Raw genomic sequence first — 11,879 nt, 5'->3', positions numbered from 1 at the left:
CAGGAAATCGAGCACCGGGATCATGGAGATAGACGACATAAAGGGACGCACCCTGCCGGAGACCGTGATCTTGTCGATCCGCGGCAGAAATGCGCGCAAGGCGAAGGCGACGCCGCGCAAGCGCGTCAACGGCGCCGAGATCGTCGTCGCCTCCTACAATGTCCACAAATGCATCGGCACCGACCGCAAGTTCGACCCTGAAAGGACGGCGCGCGTCATCCGCGAAATGAGCCCCGACGTGATCGCCCTGCAGGAAGCGGACAACCGCTTCGGCGACAAGGCCGGGCTGCTCGACCTTGCCCGCCTGGAACACGATACGGGGCTGGTTCCGGTGCCGGTCATCGGCAACGGCAAGGGGCATGGCTGGCGCGGCAATGTGCTTCTGTTCAAACGCGGCACGGTGCGCGACGTCCACCAGATCAAGCTGCCCGGGCTGGAGCCGCGCGGCGCGCTGGTCGCCGAGATCGATCTCGACGAAAAACGCAGCCTGCGCGTCATCGCCGCCCATCTGGGCCTCTTGCGCCGCTCGCGCTCGGAACAGGCCCGCGTCGTGCTCGACATCATGAGCAGCGCCGACGAGAGGCCGACGCTCTTGCTCGGCGACCTCAACGAATGGCGGCTCGGCAACCGCTCGGCGCTGAACACGCTGCACACGACATTCGGGCCGACGCCGCCGGCGGTGCCGACTTTCCCATCCGGCCTGCCGGTGCTGGCGCTCGACCGCATCCTGGGCAACCGGCATGATCTGGTTTCAGCGGTCGAGGCGCATGACACGCCACTGTCGCGCGTCGCCTCCGACCACCTGCCGCTGACGGCTTTCGTGCATCTGTAAGCCGAGCAGCCCTACCCTTCCCTCAACCACACCAGCATCTCGCCAGGATCGCGATTGTCCCAGGCGAAATAGGGAACCGCCTTGAGCTTCGTCTCCGTCGTCGCCGGGGGTTCGGGGCGATAAAGATCGGCGCCCCAGTTTTCCGTCTGCGCCCTGCTGCCGATGGCCGAAAGCGTGACGATGCCGCCGAGCAGGTTCGGCTCCTTGTGGGCCTCGAGCCTTGCCTCGCGCGGCAGGGCGATGCGATGCAGCCCATCGCCATTGTCGGTTTCTTCCACGCAGTAGATCAGCGGGCCGCGCGCCAGCGCGACACGGCTGATGTCCTGGCGCACTTGCGGGTTGGCGAAGAGGCGCGCCATCGACATTTCGAGGTCGAGCTCGACCTTGTCGCCCTGGCGCCATTCGCGGCGGATCGCGGCATAACCGTCGACCGTCGCCGCTTCGAGATCGACCAGCTTGCCGTTGACGCGCAACGCCGCCTTGCGGCACCAGGCGGGTATGCGCAAATGAAGCGTGAACTCGACCGGCGCCTCCGGCCCGACCTCGATCGCGACCGCGCCGTCCCAGGGATAGTTGCTGGCCTGGACCAGGGTAACCTGCCGGCCGGCGATCTCGAAACGCGCGGTCGAGTCGCCATAGAGATGCACGGCAAGCGCATCGTCGGCGAGGCCGTAGAAATAGCTGCCGATGGAGGCGACCATGCGGCCGATATTGGGCGGGCAGCACGGGCAGCGGTGCCATTTCCAGCGATGATGGCCGCCCCGGCTCTCCAGCGGGTTCTCGTAGAAGAACAGCGAGCCGTCGAGCGACAGGCCCGAGATCGAGCCGTTGTATAAAGCCCGCTCCATCATGTCGGCGTAGCGCGCGTTCGGACCCATGCCGAGCATGCGGCTTGCCCAGAACACCAGGCCGACCGAGGCGCAGGTCTCGGCATAGGCGGTCTCGTTGGGCAGGTCGTAGTCGTTGGTGAAGCCCTCATTGTCGGCGGACGGGCCGAGACCGCCGGTGACGTAGAGGCTCTTCGTCGTGAGGTCGTCCCACAGCCGCTCCAGCGCAACCTTCAGCGTGTCGTCGCCATATTCGGTCGCGATGTCGGCCATGCCGGAATAGAGATACATCGCCCTGACCGCATGGCCGACGACCTTGTCCTGCTCGCGCACCGGTCTGTGCGACTGGTTGTATTCATAGGTCTTGAAGTGGAAATCCTTGGGGTCGGCGCCGCGCGCCAGCGCCTCCTCGTCGAAGTAATGCGGCTGCTGGCCGCGCTGGTCGATGAAATACTTGGCCAGCTTCATGTATTTGTCGTTGCCGGTGGCACGCGCCAGCCGGACCAGCGCCAGCTCGATCTCCTCATGGCCGCAATAGCCCTTCCGCTTGCCGGGCTCGGGACCGAACGTGTCGGCGATGTGGTCGGCGTAGCGGCTCATGATGTCGAGCAGCTTGCGCTTCCCGGTCGCCTGGAAGTAAGCGACCGCTCCCTCGATCAGATGGCCGGCGCAATAGAGCTCGTGGCAGTCGCGCAGATTGGTCCAGCGCAGGCCGGGCTGGATGCGCTGGTACCAGCTGGACAGATAGCCGTCCTCCTGCTGCAGCTTGCCATACATGTCGATGACGGCGTCGATCTTCTTTTCGAGATCGGCATTGCGGCGGCGGTAGAGCGAATAGGCGGCGGTCTCGATCGTCTTGCCCCAGTCGGAATCCCAGAACATCTGCGTCGTCACGGTGCGCGCGGTGAAACCGTCGCTGACATGGAAGGGGATGACCACGCCGGGCGACGGCAGATCCGGATCGATCTGCTCCAGCATGCGCGCCTCGACACAGCGGTCGTAGAGGATGCCGGCGGTCCTGGCGGCGACAGCATCGACGCGGTCGCCCCAGAAGCCGCGGACATCGACCTGCGGCACGGGCAACGGCCGGAAAGCGAGCTTCGGCTTAACGGATGCGCCGGTCTGCGTGGCGGCTTGCGATGCGGTCATGGTTTCACTCCATTCGAATTACTTGACAGCCCCGGCCATGAGGCCGCGGATGTAGAAGCGCTGCAGCGCCAGGAACAGGATGAGGCAAGGCACCATCATCACCGTAACGCCGGCCTGCACCGCGCCCCAGTCGATGGCGCCGAAGCGGCCGGACTGAAGTGCCGTCATCATCACCGGCAGGGTGAATTTGGATTGGTCGGTCATCAGCACGAGTGCGGCCAGGAACTCGTTCCAGGCGCCGAGGAAGGCGAACAGCGCGATGGTGACGACGCCCGGCCAGACCAGCGGCAGCATCACCTTGATGAGCATGGTGACATTGTTGGCGCCGTCCATGCGCGCGGCTTCCTCGATCTCGCGCGGCACCGCGTCGAAGGCGTTGCGCATCATGAAGATCGAGAAGGGCAGCTGCAGCGTGACATAGACGCAGACCAGTCCGGTCAGCGTGTTGTGCAGGCCAAGCTTGGTCAGCACCAGGAAGATCGGCGTCAGGATCGACTGGAACGGGATCATGATCGTCGACAGAATGAGGACGAAGAAGAAATCCCGGAACGGGAAACGGAAGCGTGAAAAACCGTAGCCGGCGAGCACGCTGACCAGCACCGAGAGCAGCACCGTCATCACCGAGACGTAGATGCTGTTCTGCGCCGAGACCCAGAGCCCGTCGCCGAAGGAGTTCAGCGTCTCGTAATTCTCGATCGAGAAGCCGGTGGTCGGCCAGGGCGGCAGCGGCGGCTGGCGCGCTTCCTGCGCCGGCTTGAAGGTCGACAGCACGGTCCAGACGATCGGCGCCAGGAACAGCACCGAGGCGATGATGCCGGTGGAATGCCTGGCCAGGCTGAAGCCGACTTTGCGGTTCTGCGACATCGCCTCGGCCATCAGTCGAGCCCCTCGGGCTTGCGCAGCAGCCAGAGCTGGATGAGGCTGAGCGCCACCAAGATGACCAGCAGCACCATGGAAAGTGCGGCGCCATAGCCCAGCTTGAACGACACGAAGGACTGGTTGAAGATCCAGTAGACCGCCGTCAGCGTCTGGTTGCGCGGACCGCCGCGCAGGATGATGTAGAACTGGTCGAAGGCGAGGATCGAGCCCGCCACCGACAGGATAAGCGCCAGCGCCAGCGTGCGGCGCATCAAGGGCAGCGTGATCGCACGGAACCTCGCGAACGGCCCCGCCCCATCGATGACGGCGGCCTCCTGCAGATCCTGCGGGATCGACTGCAGGCCTGTCATTAGGATGATCATGGTGAAGCCGGCGACCTTCCAGACCACCATGGCGATGATCGACCAGAAGGCAGGCTGGAAGGTGGCGAGAAGATTGACCTTCTTCGCGGTCAGGCCGAGGTCGTAGGCGGCTGGGCTGAACAGGCCTGAATCGACGTTGAGCAGCCACGACCAGAGCAGGCTCGCCGAGGCGAAGCCGACCACCGCCGGCATGAAGAAGGCGGTGCGGTAGAGATTGGTGAGCGGCCGCGGTTTTTCGATGAAGATCGCCAGCGGAAAGGCGACGGCGAAGATCGCGATGGTGACGATCACCGTGTAGTAGAAGGTGAATTTCAGCGCGTTCCAGAAGCGCGTGTCGCGCAGGATGGCGACATAATTGTCGAGGCCGATGAAGGAATGCTCGCCCATCAACGGCCAGTTGTTGAGCGACATCCAGGCGGTCATGCCGAGCGGGATGACGAAGAAGACCGTGACCAACGCGACGGCCGGCAGGACATAGAGCAGGCCGACCCATTGCCGCAGGCCGGTGCGGGTGCGAGAGCGGGCGGGCGCGGAGGCGGCGGCGATGGCGGTCATCTACCCTCCCCCTTGTGAGGGCGGTTAAGAGATTGCGGCGCGGCGCAACGAGGCTTGGGTTCCTCGCCCCCGCCAAGGGCGGGGGAGAGGTGGCCGCGAAGCGGACGGAGAGGGGGCTCTCGTAGGGCGCAGTCCCCCTCTCCGTCTCGGCTCCGCCGAGCCACCTCTCCCCCGCTTCGCGGGGGCGAGGAACCCAAGCCAAAATTGCTCCTCCCCTTGTTGTAAGCGGTGGGAGACAAGCCAGGCAGACGCTTCGACGCTTCCATGTAAGACAGCCTTGGAACTAGCGAATGCAACATCCGGCCGCCCGGCCAGGGAGACGGGGCGGGCGGCCGGTCAGAGCCTGGGCGGCGAGGCGTTGCGCGATCCTCGCCGCCTAGAGGCCCTGGTGTCTACTTGTTCGGCGCCTGGTCGATGATCGACTGCATGGTGTCCTGCGCGTTCTTGATGGCGCCGTCGACGTCGTCGCCGAAGAACACTTCGTTGATCATCTGCGTCCACGGGCCGTTGGCGGAGTTGATCAGGTCGTTGAACACCACCGAATAGGGCGTCCTGCCCTTGGCCATCGCCTCGGCCGCCACCTGGTAGCGCGGATCGAGATCCTTCAGCGCGTCCTTGGCGATGTCGTTGCGCACCGGCAGGCTGCCATATTTGGCGAGGATGGTCTGGCCCTCCAGCGAATAGGCGAAGTCCAAAAACTCCTTCACCACGGCGATCTTCTTGGTGCCCTTGGTGACGACGAAATTGTCGCCGCCGGCGAAGGACGACCAGCCGCCGTCCTTGCCCGGCAGGAAGGTGATGCCGTAGTCGACGTCCGGATACTGCGTGTTGAGCGCGCCGATGGCGAAGGCGCCGGACGGCGAGATGCCGATCTTGCCGCCGGCAAAGGCGGCGAAGAAATTGGCGCCGGTGTCGGTCTGCGCGCCCTCGGGCACCAGCCCCTTCGTGACCATCGAGCGGTAGAGGTCGATCGCGCCGCGCAGCTGCGGGCTGTCGAGCGTCGCCTTCGAGCCGTCCTCGGACAGGATGTCGCCGCCCGAGGCCCAGATCAGCGGCGTGAAGGTGAAGATGTTGCAGCCACCGCAATTGCCGGAGAAGTAGAAGCCCTTGATGTCGCCGCCGAGCGCGTTGACCTTTTCGGCGTCGGCCTCGATGTCGGACCAGTTGGCCGGTCCCTTCTCGGGGTCCAGCCCCGCCTGCTTGAACAGCTTCTTGTTCCAGATCAGCACCGAGGCGTCGGCCGAGAACGGCAGGCCGTAGATGCGGTCCTTGTAGGTGCCGGTCTTCACATGCGCCGGCGACAGGCTGGCGAAATAGGGCAAGGATTTCGCCCAGTCGGTGATGTCCTCCAGCTGGCCGGCGGCGGCGAAGGACGGCGTGTAGATCAGGTCGAGCGAGAGCGCGTCGGGCGCGGTGCCGCCGGCGGCGGCCGCGCCGTATTTCGGGATGATCTCGGCATTGGGAATGATGTCGAGCTTGATCTGGTCCTTGTTCGCCTTGTTGAAGGCGTCGACGATGCGCGGCATGAAGTTCGAGCCGTCGGCGCGCACCCAGATGTTGGCTGTCTCGGCGGACGCCGCCTGCAGGCCGCCGCCGATGACGGAAGCGGCCAAGGCCAGCTTGGCAAACATGGTCTTCACGTTACTCCTCCTCATGGTTCTCCTCCCTGTTTTGGCCACGCCGCCCGGCGGACGCGTGGCCTTGTTGCTTCATAGCGGCGGACTGCCGCATGACTGCCGCACCACCAGCCGGCACGGCAGTTTCCTGATGCCCGGCGCGGCCGGCTGGCCCTCGACGAGCGAAAGCAGGGCAAGCCCGGCCTCGCGCCCGAGGCTCGCCAGGTTCATGTCGACGGAGGTCAGCGGCGGGCGCGTCGCCTCGGCCACGATCTCCCAATTGTCGAAGCCGATGACGCCGACATCCTCGGGCACGCCGATGCCGCGCTCGCGCAGCGCATCGATGACGCCGCGGGCAATCTGGTCGTTGCCGCAGAAGACGGCGTCCGGCCACCCTTCCCTGCCCGCCTTGCCGAACAGCTTTGCCACAGCCTCATGGCCCCAGGCTTCCGACCAGGCGCCGAGCAGCGGCTCGGCTGTGGGCGAGCCGTTCTCCTTGAGAACATCGCGCCAGGCCTCGGCCCGCGTGTGCACCACGGCAAAACTCGCCGGTCCGCTGACATGGGCGATGCGACGGCGCCCGAGCCGCAAAAACTGCTCGACCGCCAGCCGCGCGCCGCCGGCGTCGTCGGAGACGAGGCCGACCGCGCCGGGATCGGGCTGGGTGAAGGCGTAGACGACCGGAATGCGCAGGTTGGAGAGATCGACCGGCAGATGGCGGTCGATGCGCTTTCCGGTGGCGACGATGCCGTCGACGCGCTTGTCGAGCATGGCCTCGACATGCAGCTGGCCGAGCCTTGGGTCGTCCTCGACATTGCACAGGAACACCGACACGCCCTTGTCGACCAGCGCATCCGAAACGCCGGCCATCAGCGGCAGCGAGAAACGGCCATAGGTATCGTTGGTGAGCAGCCCGACGGTGAAGGAGCGTTTGCGCAACAGGCTCTGCGCCAGGCTGTTCGGCCGGAAGCCGAGCACCCGCGCCGTCTCGCGGATACGCTCGCGCGTCTCCGCCGTCATCCGCCCCTGCCCGTTCAGCGCCTTCGAGGCCGTGGCGACGCTGACGCCGGCCGCGGCCGCGACCTCCCGCAGCGTGACCGGCGGCCTGGCGGAAACTGGCGCTGGCTCGGCATCGGCGGACATGGTCGCGGCGGATTCCTTAGCTGGGAAAAGGTTTTCTCTTATCGCCCTGCGCGGTGATGACGGGTGAGGTCAGCGGACGCGGGGCGACTTGGGAAAAGGTTTTCTCAGATGGGAGATTAGGGGAAGGGGGCGGGGTTGGCAAGGGGTAGGTAGTTCGGGCATGTGTGGGAGACTTCTTCGAGACCCCCCGAATAGCAACTGACTGGCGGCATAGGGAGCCATTGTCATGCACGTGCCCGCCCCTTGGGCTCATTAATCAGCAACCACCTTAGCGCGAGGCACCGACGTGCAAGCGCCCTTCGCAATCGAGAATGGCAGAAGAACGTGCCGAAGTTCGATGACTGACGAGTTCGCTCGTTTGTGGAGTGTTGAAAAGCGTTCGATGCCTGGGACCTCTTGGCACTGAGACGCGCCGCTAACAATGCCAAGAGGCGCCTTGTGCGCGTCAATCGCACCACTCAATTGCGCGAGCGCAAATGGCAGATCGCTGTCCATCACATAACCAAGCATGCAGCCAAAGGGCAGGCCCTCCGCATATTGTTCAGTCAGGAATCGCATCATCCCATCTTGCACGTAGCGTGTTGCGAGCGAACCGCGCGCTCCTTTGTGAATTACATTGAGACGTTTGCATTCGTATGCGACATATCGTTCACGCTCCTGATCCAGCAGGACAGCAAAATCGATCTTACCTTTACTGAACTTGGTGCCCCCGGGATGAGCTCCAAATGGCTCGTGTTGGTAAATGATGAAATAACAAATACGCCGAACCACCGCGTCCTGTGACAACAGAGCGACGAGATTGATAGTGATAGTGTCCTCTTCCGGCTGCCCGGGGAGTAGCGCCATGCAGGCTGGCCAGACATGAAGGATGCGGCTCAGCAACCGCTCATCGAGCGTGACGAAACGGGCCTTCCACGCATGCGGGTCGCCAACAATCATCCGGCGTTTGCCCTGCGGGCATCGATATCAATGGATTGCTGCAGGTCCCCGGCAATTGCGTCCGCATCGGCCAGGGCCATGGAGCGTAGCCAGAAGCGTCGCTGCATCGGTTTTACGAGATATAAGTCGGTATCGATAAATATTCTCAAATCTGGCACTAATTGGAAGTTACCTGTAATCGGCTGATGGATGTTCTGCACAATTTTTGACAGCGCATCACTAACGAGGGTTTTACTCTCCTCGGAATAGATATTCGATTGAAATTCGTCTTTGAGTGAAAGCCGCAAAACGCCCAAATCGGCGTTACTAGCCTCTAGTCTAGCATGAAGCTGAGCGTTAGGCTGCAGCCAAGCAGAAACGCTGTCGATTAACGACGCAGCATATTGACGCCGCTCAGTTTCTGTCGGCGCTTTCCACAGTTCGGGGAAACTCCCCTGATGTGGTTGAACTGCCGGAATGATGCGGTCGATCATATCCTCGATAAGGATGATCTCATCTTGGGATAGGCAGAAAAACTCGTAAGCCCATTTGTCGATTTCGGACAACAGCATGTCTGCGCTGCTATCCATCACGAAAGGTGCGTCAACCTTCCGAGCCTCCTCTTCGATGATAGCTATGAGTTTGGTTGCGGCTGCCTGCGCACGCTCGGGTTCGGGCAAATCATCCGCTGTGGGAAACGGCAGATGGACAAAGCCCGATTGCTTAACTTCCGGACGTTCTGAGCCGAAGGATGCAGTACCATGAAATGCATACCAGGCTGCGACCTTGCTATTTAAAAGCGCGGCAAGGAGCTTGCCACGCGCCTCCTCTCCTGCGGGCACAATGATGCCTTGGATGATGTCCTGAAACGTCAAATCCGTTTCAGTGTAGGAGGCCCGCAACCGGCCCAAGGAGGTAGTTCTAGGAACAAGAAGGCGTGCGCCTTTGAAAGCTGCCTCAAAACCTCTACGGCGGACGAGCTTCGAATTAGCAGGCTTCAGATGAGCCGCAGTCTGCGAAATGGGTGTAAAAGCCTCTATTGGCAGATCGGGAAGCGTTCCAACGAATTTGCTCACCGAATATTTCGCGACAGAAACACCTTGCTCGGGTTGATGATAGGGTTGGTACCCCACGCCGACGACCCACTGCCCTAAGGTACTCTGACGCCGACGACTAAAATCTTTGTACTCCTTTACGAGCGCTCCGAGCTTCGGAAGTCTCGACAGATAAGCGAACAACTTGGCATCGGGCTCTCGCATCCAGAGGCGATGCTTAAAGGCCAAGACATCAGACTCGACAGTTGCAGAATCCATGACGAAGCGATCTGCGGTACTAAGGGTAATAGTACGCTTAACTTGGAGATTGAGATCAGCCTTGGGTGCCCAATACTCAAAACGATAGTCCACATGCTCGGTCCCGCCTGGCGCGAAGAGAAAAAGCGCAGTGGGGCGAATGGCGCTGTCGAACAGTTGGAACCGCAGGTCCGCGAAGTTGATTATGCGGAGAACCCTGCTTGTGCGGATGAGGTGCTTGCGCGCGGCTAGCGATGTGTCAGCCACGTTGTGCAGAAACCCCATGGCTGGCAACAGGAAAGCTGCCAAACCGTCCGTATTAAGATGGCGGAGTGCTTTCCAGACAAAGGCCCACGCATCTTCGCGATCGGGCATTGGGAGATTGTTTTTCTTACACCAACGCACAGAGGACCGATCCGGTCCACGTCGACTAGTCCAAGGTGGATTGCCTACGATTACATCGAAAGCGGGCACCTCTTTTTCTGCCACATCGAAGAAGTCGCGCTGAACTAAGGTGCCTCCCCACAATTCGGGAAGCACCTTCTTATTCTTGATCAATGCCTGCAGATCAGGAGGATCAATCTCTTCGAGCAGAGCTACATACAAGGAAAAGACCGCAACACGCACCGCACCGCCGTTCAAATCCCAGCCATGAATACGTCGCAGGATGGCAAGTAAGCTCGACCAACGAATCTTCTTCGACTGATGTTTGAGACGCCAATGCTCGCAAAGTCGCTGAAAAGATCGAACTAAGAACACCCCTGAGCCGCAAGCAGGGTCGAGGAATTGCCCTTTCTCTTTAACGCTAGGCGTCAGCGTGTCCCAGAGTTGGGAAACAACAGTGTCAGCAAGGTACATCGGAGTGTAGTAAGCGCCGAGTGCTTTGCGGTCATCTTCCTTCTCCCCAAGGAAACGATCATAAACGGCGCTTACGAGTTCGATAGGAATGTACCGGAAGTCATAACCCCAGAAGCGATACTGCCCTTGCTTTGCCATTTCCTCCCGACCGGTACGGAAACTGGCTATCACATCGAGATGCGTCGCTTGAATGGTTGGCGCTTTTGTCTGCGGATCAAAGGAACAGGGTGCCACAAACAAATCACCATTGAAGTCGTCTCGCAAGGCAGCAAATAGGAGCTCCAAGAGCCGTACATCACGCCTCGCCAATAGCGAAGTGAAACTATCTGCCGATTTCTCTGTGGCGTTAGATACGTATTCTGGCGTAATTATCTTACGATCTTCCAGATAAGCGATGAACATCGCCTGAATCAATATGGCCTGCGCAGCATCCGAAGGGAGGCTATTACTAAGTAGCTTATGCGACTGCGTCAGATTATCAAGCAAAACTTGGTCGATGCGCTCTTTCGGGCGGAAATAATCCGCGTACTCCTTCCATATCCGACCCGATTCCGCGCCGTAGACAAGGTTGCGGATTTCGAGGGCATGCGCAGTTGCGTTGAGCGTTTCTATCAGGCAGCGCTGATCGAATTGCTGGCCCCAGTCCTTCTGGGGCTTTCGAGCCAAAGAATAGACCCGCAAAACATCGCCCGCCGTCACAAGAAGCAGGCTCGCCAACCCTTGATTCCAGAGTGCACCGTGCAAATCTACCACGCGCTCGGCATCGTAGACGGCCATATTTAGAATGGCGATAGTAGGCACCCCCTGGATGCAAAACATGCCAGAGAGTCCAAGTTCGTCGAGCGCAGTGCGAATGGCGGGGGCATGGGGCGTGTCCGCCACCATTGTAGTCGACTCGTAAAGCTCAGGAGCCCTGCGGCTCTCGAGGCCAAGGCGCTCTTTCCATGTTGCGCTGCCTAGGACTGAGGACGCATCGCTCATGCGCGTTGCCTTTGAACGCGATTACCAATGGCAACCGGCGGAAATCGTAGATGCTGTTGGACAGATGCAGGCTCCTCGCCCAACAACTCTTCCTGGATCTGCATCATCACGCTTTCCAAGGGGCAAACGACCATGACATCTTGAAAGGAAACCGAACGAGCGCTCTTAACAACGGCGCATGTCTTGTTCTGGATGTCGATGACAAGCATCCTACCCTGCAACGAAGCCCATGCTTCCGTGTTGCAGACTTCTACAATCGCCTTAGATATTTCAGGGAGATTCCCGGCACGTACTCCGCACCGATCAGTAAGGCGGTGCAAAACGCCAGCAGCCAGCAGGTCGCCTAACGTGTACTTCTTACGCCCCGAAAACGGCGGCAGAACCCGCTTCCAGTGGCGAAAGGTCTCGACTGAAACTCCGATCGCGTTCCGAAGCTGAGCCTGATTAAACTGCATGGGTCACCCCGA

General features: G+C 61.2%; 9 protein-coding genes. 1 reads left to right on the top strand and 8 read right to left on the bottom strand.

Annotated elements, in window-relative coordinates; all coding sequences use genetic code 11:
* Positions 1-22 precede the first annotated feature (22 nt).
* Positions 23-832, top strand: coding sequence for an endonuclease/exonuclease/phosphatase family protein (locus tag WDX12_RS24630; protein WP_434722346.1), 810 nt, complete (start codon positions 23-25; stop codon positions 830-832).
* An 11-nt stretch (positions 833-843) separates the two neighbouring features.
* On the opposite strand, the gene WDX12_RS24625 is transcribed toward WDX12_RS24630, so the two are convergent.
* From WDX12_RS24625 to WDX12_RS24590, 8 genes are all read right to left on the bottom strand, one after another.
* Positions 844-2,808, bottom strand: coding sequence for a glycoside hydrolase family 127 protein (locus WDX12_RS24625; RefSeq protein WP_434722345.1), 1,965 nt, complete (start codon positions 2,806-2,808; stop codon positions 844-846).
* 18 nt (positions 2,809-2,826) lie between these two features.
* Entirely contained in the window at positions 2,827-3,684 is an 858-nt protein-coding gene (locus WDX12_RS24620) for a carbohydrate ABC transporter permease (RefSeq protein ID WP_320297433.1), read from the bottom strand.
* Positions 3,684-4,604, bottom strand: coding sequence for a carbohydrate ABC transporter permease (locus tag WDX12_RS24615; protein ID WP_434722344.1), 921 nt, complete (start codon positions 4,602-4,604; stop codon positions 3,684-3,686). Before WDX12_RS24615 ends, WDX12_RS24620 begins: the two co-directional genes overlap by 1 nt.
* 392 nt (positions 4,605-4,996) lie before the next feature.
* Positions 4,997-6,235 (bottom strand): ABC transporter substrate-binding protein, encoded by a 1,239-nt coding sequence (locus tag WDX12_RS24610; RefSeq protein WP_434725702.1) that lies wholly within the window; start codon positions 6,233-6,235, stop codon positions 4,997-4,999.
* Between the two features lie 78 nt (positions 6,236-6,313).
* Positions 6,314-7,363: a LacI family DNA-binding transcriptional regulator gene (locus WDX12_RS24605; RefSeq protein ID WP_434722343.1), complete on the bottom strand. Its 1,050-nt coding sequence runs from the start codon at positions 7,361-7,363 to the stop codon at positions 6,314-6,316.
* A gap of 252 nt (positions 7,364-7,615) precedes the next feature.
* Entirely contained in the window at positions 7,616-8,302 is a 687-nt protein-coding gene (locus WDX12_RS24600) for a hypothetical protein (protein ID WP_434722342.1), read from the bottom strand.
* Entirely contained in the window at positions 8,299-11,412 is a 3,114-nt protein-coding gene (locus WDX12_RS24595; RefSeq protein ID WP_434722341.1) for an HsdM family class I SAM-dependent methyltransferase, read from the bottom strand. Before WDX12_RS24595 ends, WDX12_RS24600 begins: the two co-directional genes overlap by 4 nt.
* On the bottom strand, positions 11,409-11,867 hold the full coding sequence (locus WDX12_RS24590) for a hypothetical protein (protein WP_434722340.1): 459 nt from the start codon (positions 11,865-11,867) through the stop codon (positions 11,409-11,411). Before WDX12_RS24590 ends, WDX12_RS24595 begins: the two co-directional genes overlap by 4 nt.
* Positions 11,868-11,879: the final 12 nt, after the last annotated feature.

It is taken from the genome of Mesorhizobium sp. RIZ17, assembly GCF_051127865.1.
GTDB lineage: Bacteria > Pseudomonadota > Alphaproteobacteria > Rhizobiales > Rhizobiaceae > Mesorhizobium > Mesorhizobium humile.
This window is presented reverse-complemented; position numbering and strand designations above follow the sequence as displayed.

Coding starts and splice junctions, on each gene's coding strand:
- WDX12_RS24630 (WP_434722346.1), top strand. CDS start 23: ATGGAGATAGACGACATAAAGGGACGCACCCTGCCGGAGACCGTGATC.
- WDX12_RS24615 (WP_434722344.1), bottom strand. CDS start 4,604: ATGACCGCCATCGCCGCCGCCTCCGCGCCCGCCCGCTCTCGCACCCGC.
- WDX12_RS24590 (WP_434722340.1), bottom strand. CDS start 11,867: ATGCAGTTTAATCAGGCTCAGCTTCGGAACGCGATCGGAGTTTCAGTC.
- WDX12_RS24595 (WP_434722341.1), bottom strand. CDS start 11,412: ATGAGCGATGCGTCCTCAGTCCTAGGCAGCGCAACATGGAAAGAGCGC.
- WDX12_RS24625 (WP_434722345.1), bottom strand. CDS start 2,808: ATGACCGCATCGCAAGCCGCCACGCAGACCGGCGCATCCGTTAAGCCG.
- WDX12_RS24610 (WP_434725702.1), bottom strand. CDS start 6,235: ATGTTTGCCAAGCTGGCCTTGGCCGCTTCCGTCATCGGCGGCGGCCTG.
- WDX12_RS24605 (WP_434722343.1), bottom strand. CDS start 7,363: ATGTCCGCCGATGCCGAGCCAGCGCCAGTTTCCGCCAGGCCGCCGGTC.
- WDX12_RS24620 (WP_320297433.1), bottom strand. CDS start 3,684: ATGGCCGAGGCGATGTCGCAGAACCGCAAAGTCGGCTTCAGCCTGGCC.
- WDX12_RS24600 (WP_434722342.1), bottom strand. CDS start 8,302: ATGATTGTTGGCGACCCGCATGCGTGGAAGGCCCGTTTCGTCACGCTC.